16 protein-coding genes are annotated in these 17,813 nt (G+C 62.8%); 15 read left to right on the forward strand and 1 reads right to left on the reverse strand.

What is annotated here, in order from left to right; translation table 11 throughout:
- The first annotated feature begins 147 nt into the window (after positions 1-147).
- The 5 genes from AWH62_RS06845 to ccmI are packed head-to-tail and all read left to right on the forward strand — an operon-like array spanning position 148 to position 5,530.
- Positions 148-1,617: a sodium/proline symporter gene (locus AWH62_RS06845; protein ID WP_075189734.1), complete on the forward strand. Its 1,470-nt coding sequence runs from the start codon at positions 148-150 to the stop codon at positions 1,615-1,617.
- Between the two features lie 58 nt (positions 1,618-1,675).
- A complete protein-coding gene (locus AWH62_RS06850) occupies positions 1,676-3,664 on the forward strand; it encodes a heme lyase CcmF/NrfE family subunit (protein ID WP_075189735.1) in 1,989 nt (662 codons plus the stop codon).
- Positions 3,661-4,194, forward strand: coding sequence for a DsbE family thiol:disulfide interchange protein (locus tag AWH62_RS06855; protein WP_075189736.1), 534 nt, complete (start codon positions 3,661-3,663; stop codon positions 4,192-4,194). Before AWH62_RS06850 ends, AWH62_RS06855 begins: the two co-directional genes overlap by 4 nt.
- Positions 4,191-4,673, forward strand: coding sequence for a cytochrome c-type biogenesis protein (locus tag AWH62_RS06860; protein ID WP_075189737.1), 483 nt, complete (start codon positions 4,191-4,193; stop codon positions 4,671-4,673). The genes AWH62_RS06855 and AWH62_RS06860 overlap by 4 nt, the downstream gene beginning before the upstream one ends.
- Complete coding sequence (gene ccmI / locus AWH62_RS06865; RefSeq protein WP_075189738.1) at positions 4,670-5,530, forward strand: c-type cytochrome biogenesis protein CcmI; 861 nt, start codon at positions 4,670-4,672, stop codon at positions 5,528-5,530. Before AWH62_RS06860 ends, ccmI begins: the two co-directional genes overlap by 4 nt.
- Here ccmI and AWH62_RS16805 read toward each other — a convergent pair.
- Positions 5,527-5,742 (reverse strand): hypothetical protein, encoded by a 216-nt coding sequence (locus AWH62_RS16805; RefSeq protein ID WP_143742968.1) that lies wholly within the window; start codon positions 5,740-5,742, stop codon positions 5,527-5,529. The genes ccmI and AWH62_RS16805 overlap by 4 nt on opposite strands.
- A gap of 229 nt (positions 5,743-5,971) precedes the next feature.
- Here AWH62_RS16805 and AWH62_RS06870 point away from each other — a divergent pair, with 229 nt between their 5' ends.
- From AWH62_RS06870 to AWH62_RS06915, 10 genes are all read left to right on the forward strand, one after another.
- Positions 5,972-8,014 carry a PAS domain-containing protein gene (locus AWH62_RS06870; protein ID WP_075189739.1) on the forward strand — a complete coding sequence of 681 codons (2,043 nt, stop codon included), beginning with the start codon at positions 5,972-5,974 and terminating at the stop codon, positions 8,012-8,014.
- An 82-nt stretch (positions 8,015-8,096) separates the two neighbouring features.
- The gene (locus tag AWH62_RS06875) at positions 8,097-9,005 is read left to right on the forward strand and encodes an acyl-CoA desaturase (RefSeq protein WP_075189740.1); all 909 of its coding nucleotides are present in this window, start codon (positions 8,097-8,099) and stop codon (positions 9,003-9,005) included.
- A gap of 189 nt (positions 9,006-9,194) precedes the next feature.
- On the forward strand, positions 9,195-10,361 hold the full coding sequence (locus AWH62_RS06880; protein ID WP_075189926.1) for an acyl-CoA dehydrogenase family protein: 1,167 nt from the start codon (positions 9,195-9,197) through the stop codon (positions 10,359-10,361).
- Positions 10,362-10,388: 27 nt separating this feature from the next.
- On the forward strand, positions 10,389-11,528 hold the full coding sequence (locus tag AWH62_RS06885) for an acyl-CoA dehydrogenase family protein (protein WP_075189741.1): 1,140 nt from the start codon (positions 10,389-10,391) through the stop codon (positions 11,526-11,528).
- Positions 11,529-11,557: 29 nt separating this feature from the next.
- The gene (locus AWH62_RS06890) at positions 11,558-12,349 is read left to right on the forward strand and encodes an SDR family oxidoreductase (RefSeq protein WP_075189742.1); all 792 of its coding nucleotides are present in this window, start codon (positions 11,558-11,560) and stop codon (positions 12,347-12,349) included.
- A gap of 60 nt (positions 12,350-12,409) precedes the next feature.
- On the forward strand, positions 12,410-13,639 hold the full coding sequence (locus AWH62_RS06895; RefSeq protein ID WP_075189743.1) for an acyl-CoA dehydrogenase family protein: 1,230 nt from the start codon (positions 12,410-12,412) through the stop codon (positions 13,637-13,639).
- Positions 13,640-13,641: 2 nt separating this feature from the next.
- A complete protein-coding gene (locus AWH62_RS06900; protein ID WP_083635060.1) occupies positions 13,642-15,354 on the forward strand; it encodes a class I adenylate-forming enzyme family protein in 1,713 nt (570 codons plus the stop codon).
- On the forward strand, positions 15,354-15,812 hold the full coding sequence (locus AWH62_RS06905) for a MaoC family dehydratase (RefSeq protein ID WP_075189744.1): 459 nt from the start codon (positions 15,354-15,356) through the stop codon (positions 15,810-15,812). The genes AWH62_RS06900 and AWH62_RS06905 overlap by 1 nt, the downstream gene beginning before the upstream one ends.
- Positions 15,813-15,846: 34 nt before the next feature.
- On the forward strand, positions 15,847-16,767 hold the full coding sequence (locus AWH62_RS06910; protein WP_075189745.1) for an SDR family NAD(P)-dependent oxidoreductase: 921 nt from the start codon (positions 15,847-15,849) through the stop codon (positions 16,765-16,767).
- Between the two features lie 26 nt (positions 16,768-16,793).
- On the forward strand, positions 16,794-17,768 hold the full coding sequence (locus tag AWH62_RS06915; protein WP_075189746.1) for an NADPH:quinone oxidoreductase family protein: 975 nt from the start codon (positions 16,794-16,796) through the stop codon (positions 17,766-17,768).
- Positions 17,769-17,813: the final 45 nt, after the last annotated feature.

Genomic DNA, 17,813 nt, shown 5'->3' on the forward strand with positions numbered 1-17,813 from the left:
GTTTTGCTTTGATGCCGGATTAGCCGGGGCGGGCAGCGGGGGCAAGCCGCCGGAGCGGTTCGACGTGGCGTGGTATCGCAAACACGGCTAGAGCTGTCAGCAAAGGTGGCCGCATGGTCGCGCCAGGCGCCGTTCGGGGAGGGATGGATGTCGCAGGACAACATGATCGTGCTGGCCACGCTGGTGGCCTACAAGCTGATCCTCATCGGGGTTGGTGTCTGGGCCTCGCGGCGCAATCGGACGGAAAGCGATTTTTTCATCGCCGGTCAGGGCTTGGGGCCTTGGGTCGCGGGCCTGTCCTATGCCGCCTCGACCTCCTCGGCCTGGGTGCTCTTGGGCTTTTCCGGCTTCGTCTATCTCACCGGCCTGTCGGCACTGTGGATGGTGCCGGGCATTTGGGGCGGTTATGTCGCCGTCTGGCTGTGGTTCGGGCGTCGCCTGCGGTCCGAGACCGCCGCGGAGGGCCATGTCACCACGGCGGATTTCCTCGCCGGCGGGCAATCGCCGGGCGGCAAGCGGCTGATCGCCGGCGTCGCCGCGGCCATGATCCTGTTCTGCTTCATCTTCTATATTGCCGCCCAGTTCGGCGCCGCGGCCCAGGCCTTCGAGACCCAGTTCCACTTGCCGCGGATGGAATCCGTGCTGGTCGGGGCGGGGGTGGTCCTCATCTACTCCTTGCTCGGCGGTTTCTGGGCGGTCAGCGTGACCGACATGCTGCAGGGCGCGCTGATGCTGCTCGTCGCCTGCCTGTTGCCGGTTGCGGCGCTTGTTGCGGCGGGCGGTCCGTCCGGCGTGATGGCGACGCTGCAAGCCAATGAGGCCGACGCCTATCTGAGTTTTGGCGGTGACATGCCGGTCATGCTGCTGGCCGGCTTTGTGGTTGGCGTCTGGGGTGTGGGCCTTGGCGCTTTGGGCCAGCCGCAACTCATCACCCGCCTGATGGCGGTCAAGGATGAGGCGGCGCGGCGGCGAGGCTTCCAGATCGCCATTGTCTGGGCCGTGCTGGTCTTTATCGGCATGACGGTCCTTGGCCTGTCCGGCCGGGCGCTGGTTGGTGCCGGGTCAAACGGCGAGGCGCTTTTCTATCAGGTCGCACGCGACTATCTGCCACCGCTGATCGGCGGTCTCGTGATCGCCGCCGTGCTGTCGGCGGTGATGTCGACGGTCGACTCCATCCTGCTGGTGGCGGCCTCCGCCGTCAGCCGCGATCTCGGCGTGTCACGCCGGTTTGCCGGCCAGGAAGTCACCGTCTCGCGCATCGTCATGGTCGCCATTGCCCTTGTCGCCGTGTGGATGACGCTGGCCCTGCCATCGACCATCTTCGCCCGCGTCCTCTTCGCCTGGGCGGCGCTGGGCGCCGCATTCGGCCCGATCATCGTGATGCGGGTGATCGGCGTCCAGTCCGGTCACAGGGCTGTGCTCGCCGCGATGATTGTCGGTTTCGGCCTGACGGTCTTCTTCAATGCGATGGGCGCGATGGATGCCGCGACGCTAAGCGGCCCCGGCGCCGTCGCGGCGCAATGGACACAACTGCCCGGCGACCCGTTCGAGCGCGTGTTTCCGTGGATTCCTGCGCTTTTGATCCTGTGGTTCGGGCGGGTGAGGGCGACGGCGTGATCCCCCCTGCGACACCCTGCGCCTTGACCTTTTGTGCCAGTCGTAACACCACGCCTGCATGATTGCTGAACTCGGGCAATTTGCCCTCATCCTGGCCTTTGTGGTCGCGCTCTTCCAATCCGTCGCCATCTTCGCCGGGCTGCGGACGGGCGATGCTGTGGTGCATGGGTTTGCGCGCACGGGCGCCATTGCGCAGTTTGTGCTGGTTCTGGCGGCCTTTGCCTGCCTGACGGCGCTGTTCGCGATGTCGGACTTCACGGCGCTGGTGGTGGCCGAGAATTCGCACACCGACAAGCCCTTCCTCTACAAGCTGACCGGCGTTTGGGGCAATCATGAGGGCTCGATGCTGCTGTGGGTGCTGATCCTGACGGCCTATACTGCGGCGCTGGCCTGGTCGGCCAAGCCGGTCGAGGCGCGGTTGATCTCGCTGACCTTTGCAGTCCAATCACTGATCACGGCGGCTTTCACGGCCTTCCTGCTCTTCACCTCCAACCCGTTTGCCCGCCTGTGGCCGGGGCCGGAGAATGGCCAGGACCTCAACCCGCTTCTGCAGGACCCCGGTCTCGCCTCGCATCCGCCCATGCTCTATGCGGGCTATGTCGGTTTCTCGATCACCTTCTCCTTTGCGCTGGCAGCCCTGATTGACGGCCGGGTCGATGCTCGCTGGGCGCGGATCGTGCGACCCTGGGCGCTGGCCGCCTGGACCTTCCTCACCATCGGCATCGCGCTGGGTGCCAGCTGGGCCTATTACGAGCTGGGCTGGGGCGGCTGGTGGGCCTGGGACCCGGTCGAGAATGCCTCCCTGATGCCTTGGCTGGCGGGGACCGCCTTCATCCACTCGCTGCGGGTGATGGAAAAGCGCGATACGCTGAAGGCCTGGAGCATCCTGCTGGCACTGTTGACCTTTGCCCTGTCGATGGCGGGGACATTCCTGGTCCGATCCGGCGTCTTGACCTCGGTCCACGCTTTTGCCGTCGATCCGGAACGCGGTGTTTTCATCCTGGCCATCCTGATCGCCCTGATCGGCGGGTCGCTGCTGATCTATGGCCTGCGGGCGGGGCTGCTCAAGCCGACCGGCGTGTTTTCCGCGATCAGTCGTGAGAGCACGTTGCTGATCAACAACCTCGTTCTCGTTGTCGCCTGCGGTCTGGTCTTTTTCGGGACTTTCTATCCGCTCTTCATCACCACGGTGAGCGATGAGACGGTGACCATCGGGGCGCCGTTTTACAACAATACCTTCAACCCTTTCATCGGGGCGTTATTGGTGCTGGTGCCGATATCCGGCCTGCTCGCCTGGAAGCGTGGCCGCCTTACGCCGGTCCTCAAGGACCTCGCGCCTGCCGCCATTGCCGCGCTTGTCGGCGGACTTGCGGCCTTCTGGATCGCCGACCGGGGCTTGTTGGCCGGCGCGCTGGGCACGGCATTGGCGATCTGGATCGCGCTCGGCGTGCTGATCGATCTGGCCAAGCGTTGCAAGCTGTTCCAGATCGACTTCAAGGCCTCGCTGGCGCGGGCGGCCCGCCTTCCGCTGGGTATTTGGGGCATGGCTGTGGCCCATTTCGGGGTCGCCGTGGTGGTCTTCGCCATCACGGGTGTCAGCGCCTGGAAACAGGAGACGAGTGCCTTTTTGATGCCGGGCCAGCATCTCGATATCCGCCAACTCACCCTCACACTCGATGATGTCGAGCAGATCGAAGGGCCCAATTATGTCGCCGAGCGCGGATATCTGACGGCGCGGCGCGACCAGCAGGTGGTCAGCAATCTGACGGCTGAACGGCGCTTGTACCTGGTGCGCGGCATGGCGACGACCGAGTCGGCCATTCATGCCCGCCTGACGGGCGATATCTACGTCACTATCGGTCAACCCAATCCGGACCGCGGCTGGCCGGTCTTCGTCTATATCTACCCGTTTGCGATCTGGCTGTGGATCGGCTCGGGTATTCTGGGTCTGGGTGGATTGTTGTCGATTTCCGACCGCGGCCGCCGGGCTCTGGCGGTTCGCAAACAGCCGCGCGAGGCACAAGCCCGTCCGGAGCCGGCCGAATGAACCGCGTCTTCCTCTTTCTGCCATTGGCCATCTTCTTGGTGATGGGTGTCTATTTCGGCCTCGGCCTGCGCGAGGATCCTTCGGCCATCCCCAGCCAGATGATCGACCGACCGCTGCCGGTGTTCGATCTGCCCGGCATTGCCGATGGCGAACCGGGTCTGGCGAGTAGCGATCTGGCGGGGCATGTCTCGCTGCTCAACGTGTTCGGCTCCTGGTGCCCGCCCTGCGAAATCGAGCATCCGATGCTGATGCAGATCAGCCGCTCGGGACGGGTGCCGATCTATGGCGTCGACTGGCGCGACCGGCCCGGCGATGGAGCGGCCTGGCTGGCCCGGCATGGCAATCCCTACCAACGTGTCGGCGATGATGCCCAGGGGCGGTTGGCGATCGATCTCGGGATCACTGGCGCGCCGGAAAGTTTCCTGGTCGACCGTGAGGGGCGGGTGCGTTTCCACCATGTCGGCATCATTGACGAGACCGTCTGGCGCGATGTCCTCCTGCCCCGTATCGAGGCCCTGGAAGCGGAATGAGACAATTGGCCCGCCTTTTCCTTCTCTTTCTCCTGCCGGCACTCCTGCTCGCGGCACCGGTCGCCATGGCGGCTCCGGAGCCGGATGAACGCCTGCAGGACGAGGAACTGGAAGTGCGTGCGCGCGCCCTGTATCGCCAGCTTCGCTGTGTGGTCTGTCAAAGTCAGAGCATTGACGAGAGCAATGCGCCGTTGGCCGCCGACATGCGCGCCGTTGTGCGCGAACGCCTGCTGGCCGGCGATAGCGATGCAGAGGTACGCGCCTGGTTGCAGACCCGTTATGGCGATTATGTGCTGATGATGCCGCCGCTGCAGGGCAATACCATTTTGCTGTGGTTCTTCCCGGTGATCGCCTTTGCTGGCGGCGCGGTGCTGATCATCCTGTTCGTCCGTGGCCAGTCGGACCGCGCGGCGCCGGCGCTGAACCCGGATGAGGAAGCCGAGTTGGCGCGGCTGCGCGAGGAGGAGGGGCAGTCATGATCTGGTTCCTGATTGCCGCGTTGGCCAGCCTGGTGGCGCTGGTGTTGGTCCTGCCCGTCATGCGCGGTGTCCGCGGCGATGTGTCGGATGGCCGCGCGGTGTTCGACGGCCAGCTGGCTGAGTTGGCGCGGGACCGCGAGCTGGGCTTTATCGACGAGGACGCGGCCCGCCAGGCCGAACTCGATATCCGGCGCCGTATGAGTCAGGCCGGGACAGGGGATGCGGCCGCGTTGGCGCCGCCGGCACCGGCGTCGAAATGGCTGCGGCACGGCCTGGTGGGCGGGGCTGGTGTCAGCGTCATCCTGGCGGTGATCATATATATGTTGATCGGCAGCCCCTTCCTCGTCGGCATGACCCCGGCCCGGGCGCCAGAGCTGCCGCCCGAGGCGCAGGCCGTCATGGCGGAGCTGGAAAATCTTCGCAACGAACTCGCGGAGCGTCCCGACAATCCGCAGGGCTGGGCGGTTCTCGGTCAGGCTTATTTGCGGATGGGGCGGTATGGCGATGCGGCGACCGCCTTTGAAACGGCGATCAATTGGGAGCCGGGTTCGGCGTTCCTGTTTGCCGCGCTCGGTCAGGCGCGCCTGTTTGAAACCGGTGGCATAATGAGTGCCGCCGCGCGTGAGGCCTTTGCCCGGGCGCTGGACATTGATCCGCTCGACGTGCGGGCCCGTTTTTTCATGGCGGAGGCCGTTTATCAGGACGGAGATCGCGAGGCCGCGCTGGCGAGCTGGCAGGCGATCCTGGACAGTGCCGCGCCTGATGCCGCCTATCGCGGCATGGTCGAGGCGCGGATTGCAGCGGCTCTTGCCGACGGCGAGGCCGCAGCATTATCCGGCGATGAGATCGAACCCTAGGAGGCCGGCAATTCGCGGGGTGCCATCTGCGGCACATTGGCGTCATTGCGAGCCCAGGAGACGAAAACGTCGAGCTGGCGCTCGGCTTCTTCGTATACATGGTCCGGAATTTGGGTCCGTTCGGTCACGGCCGTACGGACTGATTGCGGGCAATTCACCGCCAATAATGAAACGGCAAGCGCTCCACCCAAGATGATTGCAGTCGTTTTCATCCACAGCTCCCCAGCGATGAATCGATTAGCAAGTATCGTTACGAAAACGTAATATCGGCGCGAGGTCCATCCCGACTATCGATAAGTCTGCGAAAATTTGCGGCATTGTGCCGTCTTGCTGCCCGGTATGGTTGCTTGTGCCGGTGCAGATGGGCGTTTACCCTGTGGGCACTGGGCGAGGCAGGGTTGGCTGGCAAATTTGGGGCGCCGGTCTCCCGTTTTGGAATGTATGGACAAGCTGACAAAATCAGCGCGCGCCGGTTGTTGGGCGTCGACGCAAGAAATCCTGTTGCAGCTGGTGCAAATCAGCACGACGGGCGAGGGTGGCCATGATGCCTGTATCGACCAGTTGCTGGATACCGTGGCGCAATATTTCCGTCTGCCGCTCGCCATTATTTCCCAGATCGAAGATGGTCGCTACGAGGTGGAATTCGTCCGCGACGTGAACAACGCCGTGGTCGTCGGTCAAGTCTTTGACCTCTGCGAGACCTATTGTGAACGCGTGATTGCGCTTGAACAGCCGATCTATGTCGACCGGGCCTCCGACAGCCTGTTCGCGGACCATCCATTTTATCGGAACTTGGGGCTGGAGACCTATCTCGGCGTGCGCCTGTTCGTCGATGGTGTGGTCTACGGCACGTTGAACCTGACCGGACCGGAAGCGCGCGACAAGCCTTGGTCACCGGAGGAGGTGGCCGTGCTGGAAACCGCCGGAGCCTTGGTCAGTCACCGACTCGCCTTGCGCCAGGCGGATCGCCGCTTCTCGCTCGCAGTGAAAGGAGCCAGCGTCGGCCTGTGGGAATGGGATGTGCGAACCGACGCGGTGTTCTGGTCGCCCCGCTTCATGGAGCTTGCCGGGATCACCGATCCGGATTTCCAGCCTGTATTCGACGATTTTGCGGATCGCCTGCATCCTGCGGATGTCGACCGGGTGATGTTGGCTATCAATGACCATCTTTCGCAGCGGAAACCGTTCGCGATCGAGTACCGGTGGCGGCATGAACACGGCCATTATGTGTGGGTTCAGGCGCGTGGGCAGGCCGCTTGGGCGCGCGGTGGCCAAGCCTTGCGTATGGCTGGTTCCATTGATGACATTACCGAGCGGAAGAATGTCGAAATGCGGGCGAGTGATCGCCTGCGCCTGCTCGAAATGGCCGGGAAAGCGGCGCAGATTGGCTATATCGAGATCAGCCCCGAGGCCGGACTGGGGACGGCGAGCGATGAAGTTTATGACATACTTGGTCTCGATCGGGCCCGGTTCGAACTCTCTTTCGACAATCTCCTGTCATGCGTGCACCGGGATGAGGCCTCGACCGCACGTGTCTTTGTCGAAGACGCGTTGGAAAGCGGTCATCTGGCGTCGGAGACCTTTCGGTTTGTGCGAAAGAGTGACGGCGATGAACGCCTGGTCCACGTGTGGATCCGGGCCGTGCGGGAAGCGGACGGGCGCAATGTGCGGACATTCAGCGTCATTCAGGATGTCACCGTGCAGCGGGCCGATGAACAGAAATTGCGTCATCAGACGGTGGAACTGAAACGCACCAATGTGCAGCTGGAACGCTTTGCCTCGGTCGCTTCGCATGACCTTCAGGAGCCCCTGCGCAAAGTCTCGACCTATGGCGGTCTCCTGGCGCGAGATTACAGCGAGGTGCTCGATGCACGCGGGACCAAGATGGTCACCCAGATGGTCGATGCATCGCAGCGCATGCAGCAACTGATCGCCGACCTGTTGCAGTATTCGCGCTCGTCCCATGTCGCGTTGAAGCTGGAGGACTTGTCTCTGGCGACGTTGATCGAGGAGGTCATGGCGGACCTTGAAATGGCGATCACCGACTGCCACGCCACGATCAACTATCCTGTAGATGCCGTCATCAAGGGTGATCGGGTGTTGATGCGCCAGCTATTCGTCAACCTGATCGGCAATGCCCTGAAATACCGGGACAACACGCGGAAGCCGGTGGTTGATATCGGCGTCCAGGCGGCAACGAATTGCTGCCGGATCGTCGTCAGCGACAATGGTATCGGCTTCGAGCGCAAGCATGCCGGCCGGATATTCGAAGTGTTCCGGCGCCTGCATGCGCGTGATGCCTATCCCGGTACGGGTGTCGGCCTGGCCTTGTGTCAACGCATTGTCGAGCGTCATGGCGGTACGATTCGGGCCGATGGTGAATGTGGTGTCGGTGCAAGTTTTACCGTCGAGTTACCGCTCGAGCCGGTTGATTGTTATTCCCTTATGACTGGCGAGACCGGGGAGGCGCAGTCCATACAATGAGTGTTTGACGAGAGGTGCGGGACGGCTGAAACTCCGAGTCAGCTCCGTACCGGTTCTTTTGTTTTTTAGAGAGTGTCCCTTCATGACCCTTGAATCCCGCATTCTGGCGCGTTCCGAAGCGATCCTGCGATCCTGGCGTACGCTCAATTGGGCGAGCGCGTTTTCGGCTATCATCTATCCGGCGCTCGGCATTGCGCTGCTTACCACCATGATCGTCCTCGGACTCGCCCTCGGCGGGCTGACCCTGCGCTGGTGGTATGCGCCGCTTTGCTTTGGCGTCACCGCGCTGACCATCTTCCTGTGCAATATGGGGATCGGGCCGCTGCACCGGATCTGGCAGCACCGGGCCGGCGAGATCAAATGGCCGGGCCAGGTCATCATCATGATCAATTGTATCCTGGCGATGCAGGGCACATTGAAGGATTGGGTCAATTATCACTCCCAACATCACCGCTTTGCCGACAAGCCGGGTGATCCGCACAATCCGTTCGAGTCCAAGGTCTGGGCCTGGGTTGGGTGGATCCTGTGGCGCGACGAAAAGGACCTGGCGCGTCCCATGCCGATGTGGCTGAAGGACAATCCGGTCGTTCATTTCGCGGACCGCTTCCACATCACCCTGTCGCTGGTCATGCATTTTGCCATTCCGGCCGTGATCTATCTGATCGTCGCGCTGAGCGGCGGATCGCTGATCCTGACCGCCCTGATCCACGCCAGTGTGATCATCGGTCGCGGCCTGCAATTTCACGCCACCACGCTGGGCGTGAATGTGTTCGGTCACATGAAGACGCCGAAATGGTTCGATTATCTGCTGGCCCTGCTGACCGGCGGCGAGGCCCTGCACGACCATCATCATGATTTCCCGCGCTCGGCCCTTCATTTGCCCAAGAAGGGCTTCTGGAACCGGGTCGTCGACTATAACGGGACCGCGCTTCTGGTGATGCGCCGCCTCGGCCTGGCTCGCAATCTGGAGATCGCGCCGCAATTTGCGTGATCATCCCGGCTCACGGCTGCACGGCACCCAAAGCCCCGACCATCCGGTCGGGGCTTTTTCATGCGTTCACGCATGCCGCGTTTTCACTGAAATCGCCGCTTTCGGCCATGGACCTGTCCCCGGTTCGGCGCTAGCGTCTTCGCAAGTGCATCATACCGAATGCTCGATAACGGTTATAAAGGGGAGATCATGTCCGATCTGGAAAGCTTCCGCGAAGAAGTCCGTGACTGGCTGGACGCCAATTGCCCGGCGGAAATGCGCCGGCCCATGGCGAGCGAGAACGACGCTGTCTGGGGTGGCAAGAAGACCAAATACTCCGAACCGCAACAACTGTGGCTCGACCGGATGGCGTCCAAGGGATGGACGGTGCCGGAATGGCCGACCGAGTATGGCGGCGGTGGTCTCGACAAGGCTGAAGCCAAGGTGTTGCGTCAGGAGATGCAGCGCATCAAGGCGCGTTCGCCGCTGCAATCCTTCGGCATCTGGATGCTTGGACCGGCTCTGTTGAAATACGGCACCCATGAGCAAAAACTGGAGCATCTGCCCAAGATCGCGCGCGGGGAAATCCGCTGGGCCCAGGGCTATTCCGAGCCGAATGCCGGGTCCGACCTCGCTGCGCTGATGACCAAGTGCGAGGACAAGGGCGACCATTACCTGATCAATGGTCAGAAAATCTGGACCTCCTATGCCGATCAGGCTGATTGGATTTTTGCCCTCGTGCGTACCGATTTCGAGGCCAAGAAGCATGAAGGCATTTCCTTCATCCTGGTCGACATGGATCAGCCGGGGGTCACCACCAAGCCGATCAAGCTGATCTCCGGAAAATCACCCTTCTGCGAGACCTTTTTCGACGACGCACGAGCCGAGAAGCACAATGTGGTCGGCGAACTCAACAAGGGCTGGACGGTCGCCAAATATCTCTTGACCCATGAGCGCGAAATGATCGGTGGCATGGGATCAGGCGCCATGCGCCCGGCCGGCGATGTCGCTGTCCAGATGCTCGGCAAGGACGAGCACGGACGTCTGGCTGACCCGCTGTTGCGGACGGATATCGTGCGTCTCGAGATCGATGGTCTGGCCTTCATGTCGACGATGGAACGCGTGGCCGACGAGGCCAAGGCCGGGCAGGGCATGGGCGCCAATTCCTCGGTCCTGAAATACTACGGTACCGAGCTCAACAAACGCCGACTTGAACTGATGATGGACAGTGTCGGTCAGGACGGTCTGGAATGGGGCGTCGATGATGATGTTGCGGCCAATTGGCTGCGCACCAAGGGCAATTCGATCGAGGGCGGCACGTCCGAGGTCCAGCTCAACATCATTTCCAAACGCATTCTCGAATTGCCGTCCGCTTAAGAGACGCACCAAAGGGGAGAGACCATCATGGCCATGGTGCTCAATGAAGAAGCCGGCATGCTCAAGGATGCCGCCCGCGGATTTCTCGCGGACAGCGCGCCGGTGGCGCAATTGCGCAAGCTGCGTGACACCGACAATGCGGACGGGTTCGACCGCAAGACCTGGGCCGCAATGGCCGAGATGGGCTGGACCAGCGTCTTGGTGCCTGAAGACCAGGGCGGCGTTGAAATGGGTTATGTCGCAGCTGGCGTCATTGCCGAGGAGATGGGCCGCACGCTGACCGCCTCGCCCTTCCTGTCGACCGCGGTCATGGGCGCCACGGCGCTGTCGCGTTTCGGGTCTGACGGCCAGAAGGGTGAATGGTTGCCGCGCATTGCTGCCGGCGAAGCCATCACGGCAATCGCCGTCGACGAAGGCCGCAAGCACAACCCGTCCAGCGTCACGACGACGGCAGAACGTTCCGGCAATGGGTTCAAGCTGAACGGCAAGAAAAGCTTTGTCGCCGAGGGGCATGTCGCCGACATGATGATTGTCTCGGCACGCACCGCCGGCAGTGAAAGCGAGGCCGAGGGTATCTCGCTCTTCCTGGTGCCCATGGATGCCGCCGGGTTGGCGGTGGACCGTATCAAGACCGTCGACAGCCGCAATTTCGCGACTGTCACCCTGGACGGTGTCGATGTGACCGCCGATGCCGTGCTGGGCGAGGTCGATGGCGGGCTTGCGGCACTGGAAGCCGTGCTCGATGCCGGTCGCGTCGGCCTGTCGGCCGAAATGTCCGGCTCGGCCCAGCAATGCCTTGAAAGCACGGTGGGCTACCTCAAGGAGCGCAAGCAGTTCGGCCAGATCATCGGCACCTTCCAGGCGCTGCAGCATCGCGCCGCGCATCTTTACTCCGAAGTCGAGCTTGGCAAGTCGATCGTGCTGAAAGCCCTGCAGACCCTCGACGCCGCGCCGGAGCATGCCGCGATGATGGTGTCAGCGGCCAAGGCCAAGCTCGGTCAGGTCGCCCAGCTGGCTGCCCAGGAAGGCGTGCAGATGCATGGCGGGATGGGCATGACGGACGAGTTCGATATCGGCTTCTTCATGAAGCGGATCCGGGTGGCCGAGGCGCTCTATGGTGACGCCAACTATCACGCCGAGAAATTCGCCCGCATGCGGCAATACTGATCCGCGAGGTTCGCGGAGGAGGAAACATCATGGATTACCAAGGCAAGGTGGTCGCGATCACCGGCGGCGCCCGCGGCATTGGCTTGGCGATGGCGCAGGCCTTCCACGCCCAGGGCGCCCAAATCGCGCTCGCCGATCTGGACGGGGCCGAACAGGCAGCGGCGCAGTTCGGCGGCATCGGCATGAAAGTCGATGTCACCAAGGAGGTCGAGATCGCGGCCTTTCTCGACAAGGTCGAGGCTGAGTTGGGGCCGGTCGCGGTCTATGTTTCCAATGCCGGCATATTGCGCACCGATGAACCGAGCTGGGATGCGGCTGGCGCTGATGACAAGGCCTGGCAGGACAGTTTCGAGGTCAATGTGATGGGCGCCGTTCGTGGGGCCCGCCAGGTCTGGCCGCGCATGAAGGCGCAGGGCGGCGGCGTGTTTGTTCTGGTGGCGTCGGCCGCCGGCCTGCTGGCCCAGATCGGAGCCTCCTCCTACACCGCCTCCAAACATGCCGCTGTCTCCTTTGCCGAGAGCCTGGCAATCGGGCATGGTGATGAAGGGCTGCAAGTCGTGTGCGTGTGCCCGCAGGCGGTCCGCACAGACATGCTGGGCGGTAGCGAGGATGGCGGCATTGCCGGCGCTGATGGTATCGTTGAGCCGTCCGATGTCGCGGCCGAGACGCTCGCAGCGATCGCAGAGAAGCGCTTCCTGGCGCTACCACATGACAGTGTCCCGGCCTATGAGCGGGCCCGGGCCAATGAGCGCGACCGCTGGATTGGCGGGATGCGGAAATTCCGTCGCATGATGATGGGCGCTCGTGGCCGACCGGTTTAGACCAACATGTAAAAGCATAATCAGAACAGACACAACGGTAGAGAGATCAAGGGGAGAAACATGGATCTGGGTATGTCCGAGCGGGTCAAGCCGCTCATCGAGCAGGTCCGCGCCATGGTGCGCGACGTCGTCATGCCGGTTGAGGCCGAATACCATGCGGAAATCGGCAAGGCCGGTAACCGTTTTGCCTTTACCGAGCGGCAGACTGAAATCCTTGAGAGCCTGAAAGCCGAGGCCCGCAAGCGCGGCCTGTGGAATTTCTGGCTCACCGGTTCGGATCGCGGTTACGGTCTCTCGACTGTTGAATACGCCTTCCTTGCCGAGGAGATGGGCTGGTCGCAACTGGCCGCCGAAACCTTCAACTGTTCCGCGCCTGACACCGGCAATATGGAAGTCATCGAGCGCTACGGAAATGCCGAGCAAAAGAAGAAATATCTCGAGCCTCTCCTCGAAGGCAAAATGCGTTCAGCCTATCTGATGACCGAGCCGGATGTGGCCTCCTCGGACGCCACCAATATCGCCTTCTCCGCCGTCGCGGATGGTGATGAATGGGTGCTCAATGGCGAGAAATACTGGGCCTCGGGCGCCGGTGATCCGCGCTGCGCCGTTTATGTGTTGATGACCCGCACCGAAGGCGATGACGCGCCGCGCCATGGGCGCCACTCGCAATTCCTGATCGACAGCGATCTGCCCGGTATCGAGATCCTGCGCCCGATGACGGTGTTCGGTCATGACGATGCCCCGCACGGTCACATGCATATCCGCTTCACCAATGTGCGCGTGTCCAAGGACTGCCTCATCCTCGGTCGCGGTCGCGGCTTCGAGATTTCGCAAGGCCGCCTTGGGCCGGGCCGGATCCACCACTGCATGCGTGCGATTGGCCAGGCGGAGCGGGCGCTGGAACTGATGTGCCGTCGCTCGGTGGCGCGGACGGCTTTTGGCAAGCCGCTGGCCAAGCTGGGCGCAAATTACGACATCATTGCCGAGCGCCGCATGGCGATCGAACAGGCGCGCCTGCTTTGCCTGAAAGCCGCCTGGATGATGGACCAGGGTGATCCGCGCGCGGCTGCGCCGTGGATTTCCCAGATCAAGGTTGTCGCGCCCCGCGTGGCCCTGGAGACGGTCGATGAGGCGATGCAGATGCATGGCGGCACCGGGGTTTCCCAGGACACGCCGCTGGCGGCCATGTGGACCGGCCTGCGCACGCTGCGCTTTGCCGACGGGCCCGACGCCGTGCACCGCATGGTCATTGGTCGCAAGGAACTCAAACCCTACGCCAATGAGGTCTGATCATGGTGCAGCGTAAACCCGCCCCGCCGCGGGCCGTTCTCGAACAGATCGCCAGGCAGGTCGCCGAAGCGGAGCCGGTGCTCAACATCGCCGAGACCGATGTTCTCGGCGTGACGCAAAAGGCCTATGTCAACGCGCCGGCCGATCTGCGCTTCTTGCTGCTCAAGGCGATGGAGCATGGCGACAAGACCGCGGTGGTCTTTGAAGGCCAGCGCTGGTCTTTCGCCGACCTGGCCGCGAAATCCGTGGCCTTTGCCAACACGCTGATCGACCGCCATGGCGTCAAGCCGGGCACGCGGGTGGCGCTGGCCTTGCGCAATTGTCCTGAATGGATGGCCTGTTTCCTCGGTGTCATCGCGGCAGGCGGTGTCATCGTGCCGATCAATGGCTGGTGGACCAGCGAGGAGATGGCCTTCGGTCTGGAAGACTGCGGTGCCAAGATCGTCATCGCCGGTGCCCGCCAGATCGAGCGCATACGCCCGCACGCCGGACGGCTGGGCCTGACCCTGATCGCCGGTCGTGGCGAGATCGATGGCGTTGCCGACACGTTTGATGCCATGGTCGCCGCCAGTGCCGGCAAGCCGCCGCCGGAATTCGTCATCGATACTGACAGCGATTTCGCGATCTTCTACACGTCGGGTTCGACGGGAAAACCCAAGGGTGCGGTGCTGACCCATCGCGGGGCGGTGACCACCATCCTGTCCTTTGCCTTGCTCGGCGCGGCCCTGAAACTGGCCAATGGCGACCAGGAATTCGTCGACGGCGATCCCGGCGTTCTGGTCTGCCTGCCGCTCTTTCATTGCACCGGGTCACACGCGGTCTTCATGCTGTCCATGTTTTCCGGTCGCAAGATGGCGTTGATGCGCAAATGGGATGCCGGTGATGCGGTCGACATCATCCAGGCGGAAAAACTGACCGACATGGTGGGCGTGCCGACCATGTCGCACGAGTTGACCCTGGAGGCGGAGCGTCGCGGCATTGTGCTCGAGACGCTTCAGTCCATGGGGACAGGTGGCGCCAAGCGTCCCGAAGCCCATGTCGAGAAGATCAATGAGGTCTTCCCGCAGGCCTGGTCGTCCTCCGGCTACGGCCTGACCGAAACCAATGCGCTAGGCACGTTCAACGGACTGGGCGAATACCAGGCCAAGCCGGGTTCATGCGGCGCGCCGCTGCCGGCCGTGACCTTTATCAAGACGGTGGATGAAAACGGCAACGAGACCCCGACCGGCGAACCGGGCGAAGTCTGGATCCAGTCACCGGCGGTATTCCGCGGCTATCTCAACCAGCCCGAGGCGACCGCTGACGTTCTGACCAAGGACCGCTGGTTCAAGACCGGCGATGTCGGCATCCTCGATGAGGATGGTTTCCTGTTCATCGTTGACCGCATCAAGGACATGGTCCTGCGCGGCGGCGAGAATGTCAGCTGCCTGGAAGTGGAGGGCGCGCTGGCGCACCATCCCGACATTCTGGAAGCGGCGGTCATCGGTATTCCGGACGAACGTCTTGGCGAGCGGGTCGGAGCGGCGATCCTCGCCCGGGAAGGTGCGACCCTGACCGATGAGGACATCAAGACTTTCCTCAAACCTCACCTGGCACCGTTCAAGATCCCCGACCGGATCTGGCTGATGGATACCCCCTTGCCGCGTGGCGGGACCAGCAAGATCGACAAGCCGGGCTTGCGTAAAATGCTTTTGACCCAAGGGGAGACCGCCTGATGCCCGCTATCAAGACAAGCGACCTAGCCGCCAAGGTCGGGACAGAGATCGGTGTGTCCGACTGGACCGAGATCACCCAGGACCAGATCAACACTTTTGCCGATGTCACCGATGATCATCAATTCATCCATATCGACCCGGAAAAAGCCGCCCAGACGCCGTTTGGCGGCACGATCGCGCACGGCTTCCTGACCCTGTCCATGCTGTCCTCGCTGGCTGGCGGAACCGCATTGGTGCTCGACGGGATCGTGATGGGGATCAATTACGGCTTTGAGAAAGTCCGCTTCCTCACCCCGGTTCGCTCTGGCAAGAAGATTCGCGGGCGTTTCACCCTGGCCGAGGCGGTCGAACGCAATCCGGGCCAGTGGATGCTCAAATATGATGTTACGGTTGAGATCGACGGCGAGGACAAGCCGGCGCTGATGGCGCAATGGCTGACCCTCCAGATCGTCGGCTGACCGGCATGCACCACAATCAGGGAATTGAGACGACATGAGTGAAATTCGTTTTGACGGCCGCGTCGCCATTGTCACCGGCTCGGGCCAGGGGCTGGGCCGTACTCACGCGCTGGCGCTGGCCTCACGCGGCGCCAAGCTGGTCATCAATGATCTGGGCGGGTCGCTGGATGGCACAGGCACCGGCTCGGCCGCCGAGGATGTCGCCGCGGAAATCCGTGCTGCGGGTGGCGAGGCGATCTCGCACCGCGCCAATGTCACCAAGGCCGACGAGGTGGCCGACATGGTCGCCCAGGCGATGGACAAGTGGGGCCGGGTCGACATTCTGGTCAACAATGCCGGCATCCTGCGCGACAAATCCTTCGCCAAGATGGAGCTGGATGATTTCCGCGCCGTGGTCGATGTCCACCTCAATGGCTCGGCAGTGTGCACCAAGGCGGTCTGGGACATCATGCGCGAGCAGGAGTATGGCCGCATCGCCATGACGACATCCTCCTCGGGCATGTATGGCAATTTCGGCCAGTCCAATTATGGCGCTGCCAAATTCGGCCTCGTCGGCCTGATGAACACGCTGCATCTGGAAGGCGCCAAATACAATATCCGGGTGAACGCCCTGTCGCCGACCGCCGCGACCCGGATGACCGAAGGCCTGCTCCCGCCGGCCGCGCTTGACTTGATGACGCCGGAATCGGTGTCGACGGGTCTGGTCTTCTTGGTCAGCGATGAATGCCCCAGCCGGACCATATTGTGCGCCGGGGCGGGTGGTTATGCCGTTACCAAGATCCATGAGACCGACGGCATCCATCTGCCGCCCGAGCAGCAGACGCCGGAGAATGTCGGCGCACGCTTTGCCGAGATCTGCGATGAGGCCGGCCAGAAAGAGCTGGGCGCCGGCGGCGAGCAGACCATCAAGTTTCTCACCAAGGCGGCGGCGAGTGCTGGCGTCAAGCTGGGCTGACCCCAACAACAGGAGAGGCCAAGGCCATGAAAGCACTTGTCTGCAAGGAATTCGGTCCCGAGGACCAGCTGGTCGTCGAGGATATCGACGCCCCGGCCATCCAGCCGGGCCATGTCCGCATTGACGTGAAGGCCGGGGGCCTCAACTTCCCCGACCTGCTCTGCGTGCGCGGGCAATACCAGTTCAAACCGCCGCTGCCTTTCGTGCCGGGCACGGAAGGCGCCGGTGTGATTTCGGAGCTGGGCGAGGGCGTCGAGGGCTTCGCGGTTGGCGACAAGGTCCTCTTCAATACGCCGGTCGGGGCCTTTGCCGAGCAAGCGGTCGTTCCGGCCGCCTCGGTGACGCCGATCCCGGATTCAATGCCCTTTGATGCCGCCGCCGGTCTGACGATCGTCTACGGCACCTCCTATCACGCGCTCAAGCAACGCGGCCAGATCAAGCCGGGCGAGAGCCTGCTGGTCCTTGGCGCGGCCGGCGGTGTCGGCCTGGCCACGGTCGAGCTTGGCAAGGCAATGGGCGCCAAGGTGATTGCAGCGGCCTCGAGCGATGAGAAACTGGCGGTGTGCAAGGCCCATGGCGCTGACGAGTTGATCAACTACTCGACCGAGGACCTCAAGGCGCGGATCAAGGAGCTGACCGGCGGCAAGGGCGTCGATGTGATCTATGACCCGGTCGGCGGCGATTATGCTGAAACGGCCTTCCGCGGTATTGCGCCCGGTGGACGTCATCTCGTCATCGGTTTTGCCGCTGGTGAGATCCCTAAACTCCCACTCAACCTGCCCCTCCTGAAAATGGCCAGTGTGGTCGGCGTGTTCTGGGGTGCTTTCGCGGGTGCCATGCCCAAGGCGCACAAGCAGAATATGGACGAGCTGTTCGCGATGTTCGAAGCTGGCAAGATCAAGCCGCATGTTGCCGGAACCTACAAGCTGGAGGACTTCATCGAAGGCTTCAACGCCCTGTCCGGCCGCAAGGCGATCGGCAAGGTGATCCTGGCGCCCTGACGCCCAAGCGGAACCCAGAATTGACGGCGCGCCCGATCGGGCGCG

The organism is Maricaulis sp. W15 (genome assembly GCF_001924955.1).
GTDB classification, from domain to species: domain Bacteria; phylum Pseudomonadota; class Alphaproteobacteria; order Caulobacterales; family Maricaulaceae; genus Maricaulis; species Maricaulis maris.

What these genes read in the sequence shown, in the direction of transcription:
- AWH62_RS06905 (WP_075189744.1), top strand. Translation starts at nt 15,354, where the DNA reads ATGCCCGCTATCAAGACAAGCGACCTAGCCGCCAAGGTCGGGACAGAG.
- AWH62_RS06875 (WP_075189740.1), top strand. Translation starts at nt 8,097, where the DNA reads ATGACCCTTGAATCCCGCATTCTGGCGCGTTCCGAAGCGATCCTGCGA.
- AWH62_RS16805 (WP_143742968.1), bottom strand. Translation starts at nt 5,742, where the DNA reads ATGAAAACGACTGCAATCATCTTGGGTGGAGCGCTTGCCGTTTCATTA.
- AWH62_RS06900 (WP_083635060.1), top strand. Translation starts at nt 13,642, where the DNA reads ATGGTGCAGCGTAAACCCGCCCCGCCGCGGGCCGTTCTCGAACAGATC.
- AWH62_RS06845 (WP_075189734.1), top strand. Translation starts at nt 148, where the DNA reads ATGTCGCAGGACAACATGATCGTGCTGGCCACGCTGGTGGCCTACAAG.
- AWH62_RS06910 (WP_075189745.1), top strand. Translation starts at nt 15,847, where the DNA reads ATGAGTGAAATTCGTTTTGACGGCCGCGTCGCCATTGTCACCGGCTCG.
- ccmI (WP_075189738.1), top strand. Translation starts at nt 4,670, where the DNA reads ATGATCTGGTTCCTGATTGCCGCGTTGGCCAGCCTGGTGGCGCTGGTG.
- AWH62_RS06870 (WP_075189739.1), top strand. Translation starts at nt 5,972, where the DNA reads ATGGACAAGCTGACAAAATCAGCGCGCGCCGGTTGTTGGGCGTCGACG.
- AWH62_RS06890 (WP_075189742.1), top strand. Translation starts at nt 11,558, where the DNA reads ATGGATTACCAAGGCAAGGTGGTCGCGATCACCGGCGGCGCCCGCGGC.
- AWH62_RS06880 (WP_075189926.1), top strand. Translation starts at nt 9,195, where the DNA reads ATGTCCGATCTGGAAAGCTTCCGCGAAGAAGTCCGTGACTGGCTGGAC.
- AWH62_RS06895 (WP_075189743.1), top strand. Translation starts at nt 12,410, where the DNA reads ATGGATCTGGGTATGTCCGAGCGGGTCAAGCCGCTCATCGAGCAGGTC.
- AWH62_RS06860 (WP_075189737.1), top strand. Translation starts at nt 4,191, where the DNA reads ATGAGACAATTGGCCCGCCTTTTCCTTCTCTTTCTCCTGCCGGCACTC.
- AWH62_RS06915 (WP_075189746.1), top strand. Translation starts at nt 16,794, where the DNA reads ATGAAAGCACTTGTCTGCAAGGAATTCGGTCCCGAGGACCAGCTGGTC.
- AWH62_RS06855 (WP_075189736.1), top strand. Translation starts at nt 3,661, where the DNA reads ATGAACCGCGTCTTCCTCTTTCTGCCATTGGCCATCTTCTTGGTGATG.
- AWH62_RS06885 (WP_075189741.1), top strand. Translation starts at nt 10,389, where the DNA reads ATGGCCATGGTGCTCAATGAAGAAGCCGGCATGCTCAAGGATGCCGCC.
- AWH62_RS06850 (WP_075189735.1), top strand. Translation starts at nt 1,676, where the DNA reads ATGATTGCTGAACTCGGGCAATTTGCCCTCATCCTGGCCTTTGTGGTC.